Here is an 18,281-nt window from a genome sequence, read left to right as displayed (position 1 = left end):
GCGACGACGGGGTGGCCCCCGGCCCGCCGTCGGGCTCGCTCGGCCGGGTGACCCGGGTTGCGACGGTGTCGCGCCCGTGCGTAAGTAGCAGCGGACCCGCGCCCCGTCAGCACCCCGAGTCCGGAGCCCTTCCCCGACGTTGCCGCCCCCTGGAGCCCACGTATGCCCGACGCCACCGCGGAACCGGATCCCACCGCGGCCCAGCCCGTCGTCGCGCCGCTGACCAGCGCCGCGCTCATCCTGGTCGCCACGATCGAGCCCGGTGGTGAACCCGCCGTGCGCGAGGTGCTGCCCGATCTCGCGGCCTTCGCACGCTCCATCGGCTTCCGGTTCCCCGACGCCGGGCTGGCCTGTGTGACCGGCATCGGCTCGGGGGCCTGGGACCGGCTGTTCGACGGGCCGAGGCCGGAGCAGCTCCACCCGTTCCAGGAACTGCACGGCGCCAAGCACCATGCGCCGGCCACCCCGGGGGACCTGCTGTTCCACATCCGGGCCGAGCGGATGGATGTGTGCTTCGAGTGGGCGACCCAGTTGCTCGACCGGCTCGGCGGGGCGGTGACCGTCGTCGACGAGACGCAGGGGTTCCGCTACTTCGACCACCGGGACCTGCTCGGTTTCGTCGACGGCACGGAGAACCCGGTAGGGGCGGACGCCGTCTCGGCGGCCCTGGTCGGCGCCGAGGATCCCGCGTTCGCGGGCGGCAGTTACGTCATCGTGCAGAAGTACCTGCACGACCTCACGTCCTGGAACGCGCTGAGCACCGAGGAGCAGGAGCGGGTCATCGGGCGTACCAAGTTCGACGACATCGAGTTCGCGGAAGACGTCAAGCCCGCCGATTCGCACATCGCCCTCAACACGATCACCGACCCGGACGGCACGGAGCACGACATCCTGCGGGCCAACATGCCGTTCGGCAGCTTCGGACAGGGCGAGTTCGGCACGTACTTCATCGGTTACGCCGCCGATCCGGGGATCACCGAACAGATGCTCCGCAACATGTTCCTCGGCAGCCCGCCGGCCACCCACGACCGCATTCTCGACTTCTCGACCGCGGTCACCGGCACGCTCTTCTACGCCCCCGGCGCCGACTTCCTCGACGCCCCGCCGCCCCCGCCCTCGTCGGCCGGGGCCGACACCGTACCGGAGCCCGCGTCCGCGCCGGTGACGGCGAAGACCCCGGCCGCGGCCGCTCCGGCCGACGGTTCGCTGCACATCGGCAGCCTGCAAGAAAGCGCCCAGTGATGAACAATCTGCACCGCGAACTCGCCCCTGTCACGGAAGCCGCCTGGGACCAGATCGAAGAAGAGGCCCGGCGCACCTTCAGCCGCCATGTGGCGGGCCGCCGGGTCGTCGATGTCACCGGTCCGGACGGCCCCGAACTGGCGGCCATCGGCGACGGTCACCTCCGCGACATCGATCCGCCCACCCCGGACGTGATCGCCCGGGCCCGTACCTCGGTGCCGGTCATCGAGTGGCGCGTCCCGTTCACGGTGACCCGGTCGGCCGTGGACGACGTCGAGCGCGGCTCGGACGACAGCGACTGGCAGCCCGTCAAGGACGCCGCCCGGACCTGTGCGTTCGCCGAGGACATGGCGATCATCGACGGGTACGCCTCGGCCGGGATCAGCGGCCTCCGGGACGGCTCCTCCCACTCGCCGCTGACGCTGCCCGCCGATGCCCGGGACTACCCGGCAACCGTCAGCCAGGCGCTGACCCGGCTGCGGCTGTCCGGTGTCGACGGCCCGTACCGGCTGCTGCTGGGCGCCGACGCCTACACCGAGGCCACCGAGACCTCCGACCACGGGTACCCGGTCGCCACCCACCTGACCCGGCTGCTGGACGACCAGATCCTGTGGGCGCCCGCCGTCACGGGCGGGGTGCTGCTGTCGACCCGTGGCGGCGACTTCGAACTGCGCCTGGGCCAGGACCTGTCGATCGGCTATCAGGACCACGACGCCACCAGCATTCGGCTCTACTTCCACCAGGCGTTCACCTTCCGGATGCTGACGCCCGAGGCCGTGGTCCCGATCATCGCCTGACGTACTGCCCCCGGTGTCCGGTCGCCCTGACGTTCCAGGTCAGGGTGTCGGTGGCCAGGGCACGGACGGCGGGGTCGCGGATGGCGTCCGTACGGTCGACGGCCTCGGCGGTCACCCGGTGGCCGCGGCCGTCCGCACGAACGCCGAGCGCCGCAGGGGTGACCGTGGTCCGGCCGCGGGCTGACACCTTCTCGACGCCGTCCACATACCAGCGCAGCCCGGTCCTGGCGAGACCGGGCCCGGATGTGCGGCGCCCGTCGGTGGTCCCGGCGGTGGGGGTGCCGAGGTCCGCCAGGCTCACGGCGATGCGCCGGCCCGGCCCGACGGCGATCGCGGTGTCGACGGTGCTGCTCAGCGCGTTGCCCGCGCGGTAGAAGCCGGCGATCATCGCCTCGCGTCCCGGCAGGTTGAACTCGGTGTTGCTCAGCTCCCGCATGATCGACGACCCGGTGGGGCGGTTGAGCCCGAGCGGGTAGTAGGCACTGCCCTCGAACGTACCGACGGTGCCGCCCGCCGGATCGCTCTGTCCCAGCCAGCGGTACCACTTGGCCTGCTTCTCGGTGAGCTGCGCGGCGGTGTAGGTGGTGGAGTTGATCCCACCCGGCTCGCCGCCGGTCCACGTCCCGTACTCGGGGTAGGTGTACTCGTCGTCCAGCAGGCCGACCGAGTGCCCTATCTCGTGGGCGGCGATCAGGCTGGACGAGGCGTGGTCGGAGGAGAGGGTGGAGACCCCGTTGAAGGGGCGGCCCTCGGCCAGGAGGCCGGAGTAGCCCGCGCCTCCGTACTTGGTGGAGTTGGCGATCACGACCACGAGGTCGGCGTCCGGCGCCTTCGCGGCGTACCCGGCCACCTTGTCGATGTCGGTACAGATCAGCCGCTCGATGTCGGAGCACCAGAAGTAGCTTCCGAGCGCGGTGTCCTTGACGGTGTCCGCGCCGGGGTCGCCGCTGATGCCGGACTCGTTGGAGACCGCGTCGACGGTCCAAACGTTGAAGAGGCCCTGGTAGCTCTTGTAGGGCTCCAGGGCGGTGATGTCGGCCCACTTGGCGGTGGCGTCGGCGTGGAAGTCGCCCTGTTGGTCCGCCGTGTAGCCGTCGCCGATGATCACAATGTCCAGCCGGTCGTCGGACGGACCGGTCACCGCCTGTTCGCCCACCGTGCCGTCGACGGCGGCCCCGGCCGCGCTCAGTGGTGCGGCGGACTTCCCTTTCCGTACGGGGGTGCTGGCGGGGACCTCGACGGTCCGGCCCGAGCCACCGGGGTCGGGGAAGTACTCGGCGGAGACGCGCCGGTCACCGCCGGTACCCGTGGGGGCGGCCGAGGCCGGTGCGGTGGCGGCGGTCGCCGCCAGGAGACCGGCGAGGGCGAGCCCCGCCAGAGCTCCTGCCGCGTGACGCGTGCGGGGTCGTATTCGCATGGACAACTCCTCCGGGTCCGGGGGGACTTGCAGGCCACGACCATCACGTAACCCATGAGTTAACTCAACTTAATGCGATGCTTAACCTAGAGGCGTTCGGGCTTTCGAACAAGGCCCGAACGCCCGGCGGTTGAGGCTCGTAACCGGGCATTTACGATGCATGGACCGCATTTCGGAGCGGGGCGAGGCGGAAGGGGCGGCGCGATGGACGGGAAGCGCACAGCGAGTGGGGGCGCGCGGGGCGAGGGCGACCCCGGAGCCGTCGGCCGCCGGGTCCAACGTCTGCGTACCGAACGCGGTCTGACGCAGCGACAGCTCGCGGAGCCCGCCTACACGCCCGCCTACATCTCCACACTGGAGGCGGGCCGGGTACGCCCGTCGGAGGCGGCCGTGCGCCACCTGGCGGACCGGCTCGGCGTCAGCTACGAGGAACTGGCGACGGGACGCCCCGCCCATCTCGCGACCGGACTGCGGCTGAGGCTGGTCGAGGCCCAGCGGACACTGGCCACCGGCGAGGCCGAGGACGCCGCCGTCGCCTACGCCGGCCTGCTCGCCGAGGCCGTCCGGCACGGGCTCCAGGACGAACGCGCCGCGGCGGTGCTCGGGCTGGGCCACTGCGCACTGGAGACGGGCGATCTGCCCGCGGCCCGCGAGCACTTCGAGGCCGCGGAGAAGCTGCTGGCCGACGCCCCGCTCCCCCGGCGCGCCCCGGCCGTCCGGGGCAGAGCCGTCGCCCACCTCCTGGCGGGCGAACTGCGGTACGCCTGCTATCTGCTGGAGAGTGCGATCGACGAGCTCAACACCTCGGGGCTCCAGGACCCGGGCGCGCTGTTGCTTCTCTACACGGCCGCGATCGCCCCGTACATGGACATGGGCGCCCATGCCCGCGCCGCCCAGGCGGGCGAGCTGGCGCTGGCCCTCGCACCACAGGTGTCCGATCCGGAGCTGGTCGCCGGACTGCACCGGAGCGTCGCCCGTACGCTCATAGCGGCGGGCCGCACCGCTGAGGCGGACGCGTCACTCGCCAGGGCGGCCGAGATCTACCAGCAGCTCCAGATCCGCACCGAGCTCGCGCACTGCCGCTGGATGCGGGGCTATGTACACGCGCAGGACGGCGATCTGTCCGGCGCCGAGGCCGAGCTGCGCGCCGCCCGCGACATGCTGGCCTCGAAGCGGGCCGCCCTGTACACGTCCCAGGTCGAGGTGGAACTGGCGGATGTACTGCGCCGGCGCGGAAAGACCACCGAGGCCCGGGAACTGCTGCACCGGCTCCTCGGCGAACTGCACCCGGACCGGGGATCGGTCCACGCGGGCGGCGCGCACCGGCTGCTGGGCCTGATCCACGAGGAAGCGGGCGAGCTCGATTCGGCCGAGGAGCACTACGTCACCGCGCTGGCCCTGCTGGAGCGGGCGGGTGCGGCCGGGGACCTCGCGGACATCTGCCGGCTGCTGGGCGATCTGCTGCGGCGCGTGGGCCGGACCGAGGCGGCGATGGACGCCTACCGGACCGGGCTGGGCCACCGGGCCTCCCCCGGCAGCACCACACTGGGCCCGGCACCGATCCGCCCGCCCACGGCCTGAGCCCGGCCGAAACGACTACCGGCCCACGGCCCGGGCCGGAACAACTGCCCACCCACGGTCTGAGCCCGGCCGAGCAAGGCTGCCCGCCGGCCGTCACCCGCCGCGCCGCTGCGGTGACGGCTCCGGCACCGGTGCGGGGTGCGGTTCGGGCGGCTGCGGGATCGGGTCCGGCGCGGGGCCGGGCGGGACGGGGCCGGGTGGCGGAGGCGACGGCTCCGGCAGCGGCGACGGCGGCCCGGGCATCGGTCCGGGGGTGGGCGCCGGCGGCACCGGGTCGGGGTACGGATTCGTCATCGGAGGCCTCCGAACGGTTCGGGTGGATCTGCTTCCACCGTCTCCCGGAGCGGCTGCCCGCGCCTGGCGAGTTCAGGCGCACAGGTTCCGGATGACCGGCCGGGCCGGCGGCCGGTACCGAAGGGCGCACGGCGGTCAGCGTGCCGCGGCGGCCGCCGCGTCGAGACCCGGCCCGGGGCTGGAGAGCACCGGAATGCGGGTGCCCGTACGGGTGACCGCGTCGGCCATGGACGCCTGCGCCAGCACGATCACATCACAGTCCGTGACCGCATCGGCGGCGGCCGCGACAAGGTCCAGATAACCGTCCCGGTCACCGGCCTCGAAGCGTGCCCAGGCACCGTCCACCACGACGGTGCGCACGTCCACGGCCCGGTCCCCCGCCTCTTCGGCGAGCAGCGCGAGGGTCGGCGCCAGAGTGCCGGTGATCGAGGCCAGCACCACCACGCGGTCCTGCGCCGCGGCGGCGGCGGCCATCGGGCGGTCGACGCGCAGCACCGGAACACCGAGCGTCTCCGACTCCGCCTCGGCGACGGCGCCGATCGTCGAACAGGTGCAGAGCACCGCGCGGGCGCCGTCCGCGACGGCGCCCGCGAGCAGGTCCCGGACATCACCCGCCACCGCCTCGGGGCCCGATTCCCTTGCTTCGGCGAGCAGGTCCTCATGCACCAGATGGCGCAGCGCGAGTCCAGGATGGCCGGCATCCCGGAGCGCGTCGAAGACCGGGATGTGGACCGGGGAGGTGTGCAGCAGCGCGAGTGTCATCCGCCGAACGGTACAGTCCCCGGCCGACGTGGTCAGTACAGCTCGGGATGGGACTTGAGCTGCGTCTTCGCCTTTTCCACCAGTTCGGCCGGGGCCTCGGGGGCCTGGTCGGGGTGGCGCAGCGCCCACTTCGCGGCGTAGGGGCAGAGCGGCACCACTGGCACCCCCTCCCGGGCCGCCATGGCGTAGAACTCCTGGACGAGGGCCCCCGCGATGCCCTTGCCCTCGTGGTCCGGCTCGACGACCGTGTGCACGGCGACGAGCGCGGCGGGGTCACCGTCCATCACGAAGTACGCGATGACTCCCGCGGCCTTGCCGTTCTCGTACGCGAGCAGGTTCCCGCTCGCCCGGTCGTCGCGGATGTCGAGTTCGATGCGCTCGCTCTGATCTGCCATGCCGATGCTCCCTCTGGTGGTCGTTCCGGGTCAGCGCGCCGCGGGAACGGCGTGCGGGCTCCGTTCGGTGTCGGTGCCGGGTACGGGTTCCGAAGCGTCGGCACCGACTTCGATGATCCGGTTACCGGCGTCGACGTGCACGACGCGCGGCCTCAGGCCGCGCGCCTCGGCGTCGTCGACCTGGGCGTAACTGATCAGGATGACCAGGTCACCGGGGTGGACGAGGTGGGCGGCGGCGCCATTGATGCCGATGACACCGGAGCCGCGCCCGCCCTCGATGACGTACGTCTCCAGACGGGCGCCGTTGTCGATGTCGACGATGTGCACCAGCTCGCCGGGCAGCAGATCCGCTGCTTCCATCAACTCGGCGTCGATGGTGACGGAGCCGACGTAGTGCAGGTCGGCCTGGGTCACCGTGGCTCGGTGAATCTTGGACTTGAACAAAGTGCGAAGCATTCTGTACTCCTGGAAGACAGCTCCCTGCCGGCTTTTTGCAGGTCAAGGGCGTTTGCCAGTGTACAAGGGCACGCCTGGGACTCGTAGTTCGTACGGACGAAGTACGCGGTGAGGTGACCCCGGAGCGTGGCTCCCTGAGTCCACGCTCCGGGGTCACCTCAGTATCGCCCGCCCCCGAAGGTCACTCCTGGTCGAAGGAGAGCCAGGTACCGGCGAGGCCCTGCTGGCCCGCCCCGGGCCTGGACCAGTCGCAGACACCGTCCCGGAAGATCGCCTGCAGATCCTTGAGCCGGCCCTCGGTCACCGGCACTCGGTAGTCCGAGCTGTCCACGGGACGCTTGCGGCACTTGACGATGTCGTTGGCCACATCGGCTCCGGCGACCATCCGCGGCGAGGTCCACACCGGATAGAGGGTGTTGCACGCGGTGTTGTCGATGCCCTCGACCTGGGGCTCCTCGATCTTCTTCGCGCCGATGCCACGGGTCCAGCAGGCGTCCGTGAGGCCCTGTGGCTTGTTGCGGACGATCTTCTCGATGGGGGCTTCGTCGCCGGCGTCCGCCTTGATGCCGGTGAGCCACCGGTCCATGTCGGACAGCATCCCGGCAAGAGTGAATCCGTGCCCGTTGGATCGGGTGAGCATGATCTGGTTGGCGTGGGTGCCGTTGGCCTTGTCCAGGCGCGCCCGGGTGGAGAAGGAGTGGAAGCGCATGTGCATGTCGCCGGCGGCCGCGTCGTCGGTGTAGTCGCGGTAGTCGATGATCGGGATGTCGGCGAGGCCACCGCCGCCGTTCAGCATGCGACCCGTGCGGTAGGCGAGCCGTACCGCCTTGAGATCGGCGACGGTGCGCCCCGCGGCGGGCTTGGCGTCGTCGTCGAGGCCGCCGATGCGCCGGTTCAGGTCGATGAACTGGTCCATGTCGATGGTCCCGTTGTTCAGGGCCTCAAGTCCGTACTGGATACCGGTGTTGTCGAGCGGCCTGCGTGCCTTCCCGGTCTCCGGTACCTCGCCGTAGACGTTCACGGCGTGGCTGTAGACGTCACAGCGGGCACCGTCCGGGTTGGTGCCGGGGTCGTAGCGCTGGTCCTCGGGCAGCTGGGCCGGGCAGAACACCGTGGGGTCGATACGGCCTGCGGCCCGGGCCAGGCTGCCGATGCTCTCCCACTTGCCGAACCCGGAGACCGCCCTCTGCTGCTCCTCGGTGAACGCGCCCGGTGCGACGTCCTTGAAGTAGTGGTTCAGAAGCTGGGCGTCGCTGAGCGTCTGTATCGTCCCGAAGCCGACGTCGGGGAAGCTGCAGCCGGAGAGGATGCCGTCCAGCAGACCCGGGTAGTTGTCGGCGATCTGATGGGTCTGGTACGAGCCGCCGGAGCAGCCGTTTCCGATGGTGAAGGCCGGTTCGCCGTACGTCTCCACGAAGCGTTCCTTGACCATGCTCATGGTCTCGGCCGCCAGCAGGTCGTTGCAGTTGTTGCCGAAGACGTTCAGCGTGGACGAGGCGACGCCGTAGCCCTTGCTCAGATAGGTGTCGTTCATGATGCCGACGGTGTTCCGGCCCTGGACGTACCAGCCGCCGTTGCACCCCCCGCCGAAGCCGTAGACGAGGCGCCCGTTCCAGCCCGGTCCACGTTGCAGCGGGTCGGGGGCGGCGGACTGCGGATCGTGCAGCACGGCCGTCTCGTAGATGCCGCGGTTGATGGTGCCGGTCTCGACGCGGACGATGTACGGCACCTTGTTGCCCGTGCTCGTCGTGGCCGTCGCCAGGTCGGCGGGGCGGACGCTCTCGTCGGGCAGCGGAACGAACTTCCCGGCCGTGGTGCGGTACATGTAGTCGACGCGGGTCTCGGCCGAGCAGTCCTTGTCGATGGGCTGCCCGAGCGTGCCGCCGGTGACCGTCTTGAACGCGGCGGTGTCGCAGACGAACGGCTGCTCGTGCGGCCCGGCGAACACCGGCCCCGTGATGGGGTGGTTCTTCAGGGTCAGTTGTCCGGCACCGGCGCCCTGAGCGCGGGCCGTGAGCGTGTTGTCGCCCTTGGACAGCTCCTTCACCACGCCCATCAGCGCATGGTCGCCAAAGGGACGGAAGCTCGACGTGACGTCCCGGCCGTCCACCTCGACCCGGACCTTGTCGGCCGCTATGGAGGCGGGCACCTCGACCCGTATCAGGGCGTCGTCCCCCGACACCGTGCCGGGTCGCGACGACACGGCTGTCACCTGCAGCTTCTCAAGTTCCTGGCTGCCGGCCGGCGTCGCCGACGCACCTACCAGGACGCCCATGAACGCCATGCCGGCGAGGACCAGTCGGACCGGTCTCGCGGATCGTGTGAATGACACCACGGAATTCGCCTCGTTTCTGAAGTCGGAGATCGTGCTCGGAGTGCGGACGCGGGCTGCGGACCCGCGCGGCCGACCGGCCCTGGCCGCCTACCAGTTGGTGAACGCCCCGTCCGCCGTGCGCAGGTGCGGGCGCTCGGCCGCTGTGGCCTGGTGCCGGCGCGCCGCCTCCCGGTCGATGTCGACGCCGATGCCCGGCAGTTCGCTCAGTTCCACCCGTCCCGGCAGGATCGTCGGCCGTGCGGTGAAGAGGGCGGCGATGGCCGGGTCGGGGTCGGTCTGGTGCTCCTGGATCGCCACATTGGGGCAGGCCAGGTTGAGTTGGAGCGAGGAGGCGGCGGTGACCGGGCCGAGTGGGTTGTGGGTGGCGAGCTTGATGTGATGGGTCTCCGCCATCGCCGCGATCTTCTTCGCCTCGGTCAGGCCCGCGGCCACCCCGATGTCCACACGCGCGTAATCGATGAGGTCGTCCTCGATGAGTGTCCTGAACTCCCATTTGGATCCGTACTGCTCACCTGCGGCCAGCGGCACGCCGGTTCGGGCCCGCAGCATGCGGTAGCTGTCCGGGTTCTCACAGCGCAGTGGGTCCTCGACGAAGTACGGGCGGGCCGCCTCGATCTCCCGGCACAGGGTCAGCGCCTCCGGCGGATCCAGGCGCGTATGGACGTCGAGGATCAGCTCCACCTCGTCGCCGACCGCGTCCCGGACCTCATGGAAGAGGTCGACCGAGTCGCGCAGGCAGCGACGGGCGTCGAGCGTGCCGTCGGCGTCGTGCGGCGAGGCGAACCGCAGATGGCGCCAGCCCTCGGCGACCAGGCCGCGGCAGCGGTCCAGGAACCACGCGCGGTCGTGGTAGCCGTCGCCGACATGCACATAGGCGGGTACGTGATCACGCACCCGGCCGCCGAGGAGTTCATGCACCGGTACGCCGAGCGCCTTGCCCCGGATGTCCCAGAGGGCCACGTCCACCGCTGCGACGGCCGCCCCGAGTATGCGGTCGGCGGGGAAGAACCCGCGCCGGAACATCACCTGCCAGAGGTGCTCGATCCGTCGCGGGTCCTCGCCGACTATCAGCTCCGCGAGGTGCTCAAGACCGCCCGCGACCGCTCGTTGGCGTGACCTGATGCCGACCTCACCCAGGCCGTGGATGCCCTCGTCGGTGTCGACCACGACCAGCATCATGCTGTCGCCGTGGTCGGGGAGAGTCAGGACTTCCAGGCCGGTGATCTTCATGCCGCTCCTCTATGAAAACGTTCCCGCAATTTCAGTGCAGTTCTTGGGAACACATCATCGACAGCAGTTGAGGCACAGTGCAAGACCCATGCATACAGAAGGTTTTCCTCGCTGAAATAGTCCTGACACACGTCTTGACACGCCATGGGAACGTTCGCAAACATCAACCGCATTCGCAGGATCCAGCTGCGAGAGGACCGGGATCCCCCGGCTCAGGACGATGAGGAGGCCCCGTGGCAGTCACGATCCGGGAGGTGGCGAGCGCCGCCGGCGTCTCGGTGTCGACGGTGTCCCGTGCGTTCACCGCACCCGACCAGGTGCAGCCGAAGACCCGGCAGCGCATCCTCGACGCCGCGGCCGGACTCGGCTACTCGCCCAACCCGGCGGCCCGTTCGCTGCGCGGCGGCGGCACCGGAACACTCGGCCTGATCGTCCCGGACATCGCCAACCCGTTCTTCCCGCCGATCATCAAGGCGATGCAGGCCCGCGCCCGGCACCTGGGCTACACGGTCCTGGTCGCCGACAGCGACGAGCGCGAGGCGGACGAGCTGGCGGCCATCGCGGCCGTGTCGAAGCGGGTCGACGGCCTGATCCTCTGGGCCTCCACCCTCACCGAGGACCGGCTCCACGAACTCGCGGGCCGGATGCCGCTGGTGGTGGTGAACCGCCATGTGCCGGGCATCCCCGAGGTCCGGATCTCGCTCACCGCCGGCATCGCGCAGGCCGCCGAGCAGTTGAAGGCGTACGGCCACCGGCGCTGCGTCTTCATCAACGCCTCCCGCGCCGAGCTGAGCCGCGGCAAGTCCATCCAGGAGTCCTTCGAAGCGCTCGACCTCTCATTGTCCGAACTCGGACCGTACGAGCCACGGTTCGAGACGGGCGTGCACGCCGCCACTCTCGTCGCCGCCCATGAGGCGACGGCCGTGATCGCCCACAACGATCTGGTCGCCCTGGGTGTGCTGCACCAGATGGCCAACCTCGGTGTGCGCGTGCCGCGCGACGTCAGCGTCATCGGTATCGACGACACACTGCTCGCCTCCGTCTCCACCCCCAGCCTCACCACGATCAGGATCGACCCCGAAGAGATCGCCACGCGTGCGGGGGACCTCCTGATCGAGACGATCGCGAACACAACAGGCGGTACCGGGCGGGGACTCGACGTCGCTGCCCCCTTCGTGGAGATCGGCTCCCGTCTGATCCCCCGCGCCTCGACGGGCCCCGCCCCCTCCCACTGACCCACGACGCACGCCATCACAACGAACAAAGCACAGCACCGAGCCCACTCCTGCCCTTCTTGGAGCCGATATGCCCAGAAACTCCCGCCGTGCAGCCATACTTGGCTGCATGGCGCTGACCACGACCCTCGTGGGCTGTTCCTCCCTCACCCCGAGCAGCGCCGGCGGGGACGGCGATCTCGTGCTGCGGGTGCAGGGCATGCCGCCGGCCACCGACAAGCCCGGGGTCGCCCTGTTCAAGAAGCAGGTGGCCGACTTCGAGAAGGCCAACCCGGGCATCAAGGTCAAGGGTTCGACCACGGTCTTCGACCCGCTGACGTTCTCCGCGAAGCTGTCCGGCGGCAATGTCGAGGACGTCATCAAGGTGCCGCTGACCGAGCCGCAGCGGCTCATCCAGCAGAAGCAGGTGCAGCCGATCACCGGGCAGCTCAAGGAGTGGAAGCACTTCAAGGAGTTCAACCCCCAGGTGCTCCAGCCACTGACCGACAGCGCCGACGACGTCTACGGCGTACCGCAGAATCCGTACGCCCAGGGCCTGGTCTACAACCGCGAGCTCTTCGAGAAGGCCGGCCTCGACCCCGACCGGCCGCCGGCCACCTGGGCGGAAGTCCGCACCGCCGCCAAGCGCATCAGCGACAGGACCGGGAAGGCGGGCTTCGTCCACGAGTCCAAGGACAACCAGGGCGGCTGGCAGCTGACGATGCTGTCGTACGCCTTCGGTGGCGAGCTGGAGAAGGAGCAGGGCGGCAAGTACACCGCCACGCTCACCGGGGAGCCGACGAAGAAGGCGTTGCAACTGCTCAAGGACATGCGCTGGAAGGACGATTCGCTCGGCAAGACCCTCCTCAACAACCAGAACGACGTGATCAAGCAGTTCGCGGCCGGGCAGGTCGGCATGTTCATGGGCAGCCCGGGAACGTACCGGCTGGCGAAGATGCAGTTCGGCATGGAGAACACCGACGCCTTCGGAGCGGCCCCGATGCCGCAGTCCGGCGGCGACGCGACGCTCACCGGCGGCGACATCTACATGGTCCCGAAGTCCGTGGACAAGAAGCATGCGGCAGCCGCCGTCGAGTGGCTGACCTTCGCCTACGCCAAGCCGCAGTACAGCACCGACCTCGCCGCCGAGCAGGCCAAGGCGCTCTCCACCGACCCGAAGTCCGCGGTGGGCGTGCCGACGCTGCCGGTCTTCGACAGGAAACGGCAGACCGAGATCGACGCCGCGATCAAGCCGTACGTCAATGTGAAGCTTCAGAACTTCAAGCCGTACACCGACGGGCTCTCCACGCTGAAGCTGAAGCCGGAGCCGCCGTACCAGGCGCAGAAGCTGTACAGCGCGCTCGACCCGGTGGTCCAGGCGGTGCTCACCAAGCGCGACGCGGACATCGACGCCCTGCTGGCCTCGGCCGAGAAGGACGTCAATGCCAAGCTCGCCGCGGACCAGAAGTAGCCGGCCCATGGCCCTGCTCACTCCGTCCCGGCGTCCGGCCGCCGTGTCCAAGGAGCCCGTGCCGCGCACCCTGCCGCGGCGGCGTGGCACCGGCGCCCGCAAACAGTTCACGGCCTGGCTGTTCCTCGTCCCCACGCTGCTGATCTTCGGGCTCTTCGCCTGGTGGCCGATCGTGCGCAGCCTGCTGCTCAGCTTCCAGAAGACCAACCTCGTCGAGCCCGCGGTCTGGATCGGCCTGGACAACTTCCGTGCCCTGTTCGACGATCCGCTGCTCGCGACCGCCGTCGGCAACACCCTGTTCTTCGTGGTCCTCGGCCTGCTGATCGGTTTCCCGGCGCCGCTGATCCTGGCCGCGATCATGTCGACGGTGCGGCGCGGCGCGGGCGTCTACCGCTTCCTGGTGTATCTGCCGGTGGTCATCCCGCCGGTCGTGGCGATCCTGCTCTGGAAGTGGTTCTACGATCCCGGGAGCGGGCTCTTCAACAACGCCCTCGGCAAGGTCGGGCTCGGCCCGTACTCGTGGCTGGAGTCCTCCGACAGCGCCATGCTCTCGCTGGTCCTGGAGTCCACCTGGGCGGGCATGGGCGGCGCCGTCCTGATCTACCTCGCGGCGATGGTCGGCATCCCCGGCGAACTCTATGAGGCCGCCGAGATGGACGGTGCCGGGATCTGGCGGCGGATCTGGCATGTGATGCTGCCCCAACTCCGTTCGGTGATCGGGCTGCTGCTGCTCGTCCAGCTGATCAACACGGTGCAGGTCTTCACCGAGCCGTATGTCTTCACCGGCGGCGGACCCGAGAACTCCACCCTCACGGTCCTGCTGTTGATCTTCCGGTACGCCTTCCAGGACGGCGAGTACGGCCAGGCCGCCGCGCTCTCCTTCCTGATGGTGCTCGCCCTCGCCCTGCTCTCCGCGGTCTATCTGCGGGCCACCCGCAGCTGGAGCACTTCATGACCACGCTCACCACCTTCGTCTCCACCAACGACCGCCAACGCCCCGGCGTACGCGCGGCAGTGCGCTCCATCCAGGTGTTCACCCTGATCCTGCTGCTGCTCATCGGCATCGGACCGCTGTACTGGATGGTCAAGGGCGCGGTCTCACCGCCCACCGAACTCACGACTCAGCCGCTGGCCCTCTGGCCGGACCGGCCGGCCCTGGGCAACTTCTCGACGGCTTACACCGATCTGAGTGTCGGCCGCTATCTGATGAACACCTTCCTGGTGGTCGGCGGATCGTGGTTCGTCCAGCTCTTCGTCTCGGCCACGGCGGGCTTCGCCCTCTCGGTGCTCAAGCCGAGGTTCGGCAAGGTCGTCTACGGGGCGATCCTCGCCACGATGTTCGTGCCGTACACGGTGAACATGGTCAGCCTCTTCATGACCGTGATCGATGTGCCGTTCCTCCACCTCAACCTGGGCGACACCTACTGGGCGATCTGGCTGCCGGCGGGCACGAACGCCTTCACGGTGCTGCTCGCCAAGCAGTTCTTCGACGCCCTGCCCAAGGAGCTGTTCGACGCGGCGCGGGTCGACGGGGCGAGTACCCGGCAGCTGCTCACCAAGATCGTGCTGCCCATGAGCAAGCCGGTGCTCGCCGTGATCAGTCTGCTCGCGGTGATGCACTCCTGGAAGGACTTCATCTGGCCGCTGGTGGCCATCACCGACCCCGAGAGGCAGCCGATCAGCGTCGCTCTGGCCCAACTCGCCACGCAGGCTCCGCAGGACCAGCTGATCGCCACGATGGTCCTCGCCGTCGCCCCGCCGGTGCTCGTCTTCGTCGTCTGCCAGAAGTACATCGTCGCCGGGCTCGGCTTCACCGGCGTCAAGGGCTGAGTTCCGCCGGAATCGACGGACGAGCCCCGACTCCCCCACCACGCCTTCCGCTTCGAAACCTCCGGAGCATCCGGAACACCCCGACCAAGAGAAGGGCACCTCCATGTCAGTCGCCCGGCGCAGATTCATCCAGGGCACGGCCGTCGCCACCGGCGCCGCACTGCTGCCGACCGTTCCCGCGTACGCCGCGGACCCGGTCACCATCGAGGCCGACGGCATCACCCTGGTCGGGCGTGGTGACGGCAGCGTCCTCGTGCAGGACGGCGCGGGCACCGACCGCATCCTGCTCAGCCACTTCATGATCAAGGACACCGCGCTCGGCCAGCAGCGCACCTTCGGCGGCACGCCCGCCCGGATCACGCTCCCGGACGGGCGGCCCGCGATTCAGGTCACGTACACGATGGCGAGCGGCGCGCCCGGAGTCACGGTGCGCGGCACCTTCGACGTCACCCCTCACAAGGCACACATGAAGTGGGAGGTCGGCGGATCCAGCACGCTCACACCGGCCGGCTTCATGTTTTCCCGCACGGTGTACGGAGCGAGCGCGGCGGAGTCGTACGAAGCACTGACCGTCTGGGAGAAGGACGCCCGGGGCGGCATTCCGTACGAGGTGAACGCGGGCGGCGCGTACGTGGAGACGTGGGCGGGATCGAAGGGCTTCTTCTGCCTCTCGTCCACCAACCCCGCGAACACGAACGCCACATGGGTCCATTCCCCCGGGACCTCGACCGGCGCGGGCACCGCGGTCACCGAGGCCGATCTGGTCCTCGGCGATCTGCGGCCGCGCGGGGCGGGAGCCCTCGCCGCCGAGCGGCCGCTCGGCGTGGAGGTGTGGACCGACCAGCCGTTCAACCTCTACAAGGCGGCCGGTCAGACGATGACGCTGAAGGCGCAGGTCGTCAACGGTTCCGCCGCGGCCAGGACGGTGACGCTCACCTGGTGGGCGCGGGACTTCGACGGCAGGAGGATCGCCGGTGGAACGCTCCACAGGAGTCTCGCGGCGGGTGCCGCCTGGAACGCCTCTTTCCCCCTGACCTCGCCCTCGCAGAGCATCGTGTTCACCGGGGTGGAGGTGGTCAGCGGCAATGACAGGGCGCTGGCCCGCACGAATCTGAGCGTGCTCCCGGACTTCGCGTACAAGGCGGGGAAGGAGTCGATGTTCGGCCTCGCCAACTACCCCTGGCTGCTCAAGCCCGGCAAGGACGCCGTACTCGGGCTGGTCAGGACGCTCGGCATCAAGTGGATCCGGATCGCCTACGCCGGCGCCCCGGGCATCGACACCGCGACCCTGGACGCGAACGGCATCGGGCACAACGTGGAGCTGAGCGGCATCCCCGTGGGCGGCAGTCCGGAGCAGATCGCGGCCTGGGCCGACACCAACGTCGCCAAGGCCCTGGACGCCGAGGCCGCGTACTTCGAGGTGAGCAACGAGGTCAACCAGCCCTGGATGTCGGGCCGCGGCGCCGACGCCTACGTCCGGGACGGTCTGCGCCAGGTCACCACGCGCCTCGACGCGGCGGGCTCGCGGATGAAGGTCATGAACGCCGGCCTCGGCGGCATGGACTACGTATGGACCGAGAACTTCCATGACGCGGGCGGCTGGGACCTCATCGACGCCTTCGCCTTCCACCCCGGCCGCGGCAATTTCACGCCCGACTTCGCGCCGCCGCCGGAGGAGTGGACGCAAGGACCGTCCGGCACGTACTGGAATTTCCTCGGCGCGCTGCGCAAGGCGAACCAGGTTCTTCAGGAGTACGGCGGCGACAAGGAGCTGTGGCTCACCGAGGCGTACGCACCGACCCGGCCCAACGCGTGGTGGAGCGACACCTACCGGCACGCCGCCGAGAACACACTGCTCACACTCGCGCTCGCCAAGTCCGAGAAGGTACGCGCCGTCAACTGGTACCAGCTGCACGACTCGGTGCTCTACCACCCGCAGGAGGCCGACCCGGCCAACCCCGAGTACCACTACGGCCTGATGAACCGCGACACCAGCGCCAAGCCCTCGCTCCTCGCCTTCGCGACCGCCGCCCGGGTCCTGGACGAGGCCGAGTTCGTCCGGCATCTCGCCTTCGCGGACCAGGACATCAAGGGGCTTCTCTTCACCACTCCCGACGGACCGGTGTCGATCATCTGGAGCCGCAAGGACGGGTACATCCTCAACTCCGAGCACGGCGAGGATCCCTGGTACGCGTCGCCCGAGCCCTGGATCGACACCTGGACGACCAGGACCCCGGTCGTGGCCCACTCGGGGACGGTCGACGGCACGGTGCGGGAGCTGAACTGCATCGGCCAGGAGCGCCGTCTGAAAGCCTCCAACGGCAAGGTCACGCTCACCCTCGACGGTGCCCCGCGCATCTACTACGGCCTCGCCGCCAATCCCGACTGGAAGTAAGTGACGTACGACATGAGGAATGAAACCGCACGGCACGACATCACCGTCGTCGGCGGCGGCCTGGCCGGGGTCTGCGCGGCGATCGCCGCGGCCCGGCTCGGCCGGAGCGTCGCGCTGATCAACAACAGGCCGGTGCTCGGTGGCAACGCCAGCAGCGAGGTCCGGGTCTGGGTCGTCGGCGCCACCGGCCACGGCAAGAATCACCATGCCCGTGAGGGCGGCATCATGGGCGAGCTGCTCGTGGAGAACCAGTTCCGCAACCCGGACGGGAACCCCTACTACTGGGACTCCGTGGTCCTGGACGCCGTGCGCGCCGAGCCCGGCATCACGCTCTATCTCAACACCGATGTGCGCGAGGTCGACGCCGAAGGGCCGGACGAGGCCAGGCGAATCACCTCGGTCACCGGCTGGATGATGGGCTCGGAACGGCGGATACGTTTCGAGAGCCCCCTCTTCCTCGACTGCACGGGAGACGGCCTGATCGGCCACCTGGCGGGCGCCCACCACCGCATCGGCCGGGAGTCCCGTGCCGAGTACGACGAGGCATGGGCCCCGGAGACGGCCGACAACATCACCCTGGGATCGACTCTCCTCTTCTACACGAAGGACGCCGGCCACCCGGTCAAGTTCGTGCCGCCGAACTTCGCCAAGGACATCACCCGGACCTCCATCCCGCAGCGGCGCATCATCAAGTCCGGTGACAACGGCTGCGCGTACTGGTGGATCGAGTTCGGCGGTGAGCTGGACACCGTCCACGACAATGAACGCATCCGTGACGAGCTGTGGGCGGTCATCCACGGCATCTGGGACCACATCAAGAACTCCGGCGAGTTCGACGCCGCCAACATGACGCTGGAATGGG

15 protein-coding genes are annotated in these 18,281 nt (G+C 69.6%); 9 read left to right on the top strand and 6 right to left on the bottom strand.

The features are described from left to right. The first annotated feature begins 162 nt into the window (after positions 1-162). A complete protein-coding gene (locus ACFVH0_RS24955) occupies positions 163-1,242 on the top strand; it encodes a Dyp-type peroxidase (protein ID WP_385823505.1) in 1,080 nt (359 codons plus the stop codon). Beyond that, positions 1,242-2,039, top strand: coding sequence for a family 1 encapsulin nanocompartment shell protein (locus ACFVH0_RS24950; RefSeq protein WP_385823503.1), 798 nt, complete (start codon positions 1,242-1,244; stop codon positions 2,037-2,039). The genes ACFVH0_RS24955 and ACFVH0_RS24950 overlap by 1 nt, the downstream gene beginning before the upstream one ends. Here the strand turns inward: ACFVH0_RS24950 and ACFVH0_RS24945 are convergent. Next, positions 2,029-3,456 carry a M64 family metallopeptidase gene (locus tag ACFVH0_RS24945; RefSeq protein ID WP_385823501.1) on the bottom strand — a complete coding sequence of 476 codons (1,428 nt, stop codon included), beginning with the start codon at positions 3,454-3,456 and terminating at the stop codon, positions 2,029-2,031. The genes ACFVH0_RS24950 and ACFVH0_RS24945 overlap by 11 nt on opposite strands. Positions 3,457-3,660: 204 nt before the next feature. Between ACFVH0_RS24945 and ACFVH0_RS24940 the strand changes: the two genes are divergently transcribed. Next, positions 3,661-5,037: a helix-turn-helix domain-containing protein gene (locus tag ACFVH0_RS24940; protein ID WP_385823499.1), complete on the top strand. Its 1,377-nt coding sequence runs from the start codon at positions 3,661-3,663 to the stop codon at positions 5,035-5,037. A gap of 429 nt (positions 5,038-5,466) precedes the next feature. Here the strand turns inward: ACFVH0_RS24940 and ACFVH0_RS24935 are convergent, their stop codons facing one another. The 5 genes from ACFVH0_RS24935 to ACFVH0_RS24915 all read right to left on the bottom strand — a co-directional run bounded on the left by ACFVH0_RS24935 (position 5,467) and on the right by ACFVH0_RS24915 (position 10,509). Then, entirely contained in the window at positions 5,467-6,093 is a 627-nt protein-coding gene (locus ACFVH0_RS24935) for an aspartate/glutamate racemase family protein (protein ID WP_385823496.1), read from the bottom strand. 32 nt (positions 6,094-6,125) lie between these two features. Further along, complete coding sequence (locus ACFVH0_RS24930; RefSeq protein ID WP_385823494.1) at positions 6,126-6,488, bottom strand: GNAT family N-acetyltransferase; 363 nt, start codon at positions 6,486-6,488, stop codon at positions 6,126-6,128. A 30-nt stretch (positions 6,489-6,518) separates the two neighbouring features. After that, positions 6,519-6,944: an aspartate 1-decarboxylase gene (panD, locus tag ACFVH0_RS24925; protein WP_385823492.1), complete on the bottom strand. Its 426-nt coding sequence runs from the start codon at positions 6,942-6,944 to the stop codon at positions 6,519-6,521. 181 nt (positions 6,945-7,125) lie between these two features. Next, complete coding sequence (locus tag ACFVH0_RS24920; protein ID WP_385823490.1) at positions 7,126-9,147, bottom strand: DUF6351 family protein; 2,022 nt, start codon at positions 9,145-9,147, stop codon at positions 7,126-7,128. A 219-nt stretch (positions 9,148-9,366) separates the two neighbouring features. After that, the gene (locus ACFVH0_RS24915) at positions 9,367-10,509 is read right to left on the bottom strand and encodes a mandelate racemase/muconate lactonizing enzyme family protein (protein ID WP_385823488.1); all 1,143 of its coding nucleotides are present in this window, start codon (positions 10,507-10,509) and stop codon (positions 9,367-9,369) included. A gap of 233 nt (positions 10,510-10,742) precedes the next feature. Between ACFVH0_RS24915 and ACFVH0_RS24910 the strand changes: the two genes are divergently transcribed. From ACFVH0_RS24910 to ACFVH0_RS24885, 6 genes are all read left to right on the top strand, one after another. Beyond that, on the top strand, positions 10,743-11,744 hold the full coding sequence (locus tag ACFVH0_RS24910) for a LacI family DNA-binding transcriptional regulator (RefSeq protein WP_385823486.1): 1,002 nt from the start codon (positions 10,743-10,745) through the stop codon (positions 11,742-11,744). Between the two features lie 109 nt (positions 11,745-11,853). Next, entirely contained in the window at positions 11,854-13,194 is a 1,341-nt protein-coding gene (locus tag ACFVH0_RS24905; protein ID WP_385823484.1) for an ABC transporter substrate-binding protein, read from the top strand. Between the two features lie 7 nt (positions 13,195-13,201). Then, entirely contained in the window at positions 13,202-14,149 is a 948-nt protein-coding gene (locus ACFVH0_RS24900) for a carbohydrate ABC transporter permease (RefSeq protein WP_385823482.1), read from the top strand. Then, on the top strand, positions 14,146-15,024 hold the full coding sequence (locus ACFVH0_RS24895; protein WP_385823480.1) for a carbohydrate ABC transporter permease: 879 nt from the start codon (positions 14,146-14,148) through the stop codon (positions 15,022-15,024). The genes ACFVH0_RS24900 and ACFVH0_RS24895 overlap by 4 nt, the downstream gene beginning before the upstream one ends. Positions 15,025-15,127: 103 nt before the next feature. Continuing rightward, entirely contained in the window at positions 15,128-17,419 is a 2,292-nt protein-coding gene (locus tag ACFVH0_RS24890; RefSeq protein WP_385823478.1) for a hypothetical protein, read from the top strand. Positions 17,420-17,431: 12 nt separating this feature from the next. Continuing rightward, a partial coding sequence (locus ACFVH0_RS24885) for an FAD-dependent oxidoreductase (protein WP_385823476.1) occupies positions 17,432-18,281 on the top strand: 850 nt, incomplete at its 3' end.

Source organism: Streptomyces sp. NPDC127117 (assembly GCF_042677325.1).
In the GTDB taxonomy this organism is placed as follows: Bacteria; Actinomycetota; Actinomycetes; order Streptomycetales; family Streptomycetaceae; genus Streptomyces.
Note: the sequence above shows the minus strand (reverse complement) of the source record. Positions and strands in the feature narration are given on the sequence as shown.

Bases quoted from the DNA above. Each gene is read 5' to 3' on its own strand.
- ACFVH0_RS24955 (WP_385823505.1), top strand. From the start codon at position 163: ATGCCCGACGCCACCGCGGAACCGGATCCCACCGCGGCCCAGCCCGTC.
- ACFVH0_RS24950 (WP_385823503.1), top strand. From the start codon at position 1,242: ATGAACAATCTGCACCGCGAACTCGCCCCTGTCACGGAAGCCGCCTGG.
- ACFVH0_RS24945 (WP_385823501.1), bottom strand. From the start codon at position 3,456: ATGCGAATACGACCCCGCACGCGTCACGCGGCAGGAGCTCTGGCGGGG.
- ACFVH0_RS24940 (WP_385823499.1), top strand. From the start codon at position 3,661: ATGGACGGGAAGCGCACAGCGAGTGGGGGCGCGCGGGGCGAGGGCGAC.
- ACFVH0_RS24935 (WP_385823496.1), bottom strand. From the start codon at position 6,093: ATGACACTCGCGCTGCTGCACACCTCCCCGGTCCACATCCCGGTCTTC.
- ACFVH0_RS24930 (WP_385823494.1), bottom strand. From the start codon at position 6,488: ATGGCAGATCAGAGCGAGCGCATCGAACTCGACATCCGCGACGACCGG.
- panD (WP_385823492.1), bottom strand. From the start codon at position 6,944: ATGCTTCGCACTTTGTTCAAGTCCAAGATTCACCGAGCCACGGTGACC.
- ACFVH0_RS24915 (WP_385823488.1), bottom strand. From the start codon at position 10,509: ATGAAGATCACCGGCCTGGAAGTCCTGACTCTCCCCGACCACGGCGAC.
- ACFVH0_RS24905 (WP_385823484.1), top strand. From the start codon at position 11,854: ATGGCGCTGACCACGACCCTCGTGGGCTGTTCCTCCCTCACCCCGAGC.
- ACFVH0_RS24900 (WP_385823482.1), top strand. From the start codon at position 13,202: ATGGCCCTGCTCACTCCGTCCCGGCGTCCGGCCGCCGTGTCCAAGGAG.
- ACFVH0_RS24895 (WP_385823480.1), top strand. From the start codon at position 14,146: ATGACCACGCTCACCACCTTCGTCTCCACCAACGACCGCCAACGCCCC.
- ACFVH0_RS24890 (WP_385823478.1), top strand. From the start codon at position 15,128: ATGTCAGTCGCCCGGCGCAGATTCATCCAGGGCACGGCCGTCGCCACC.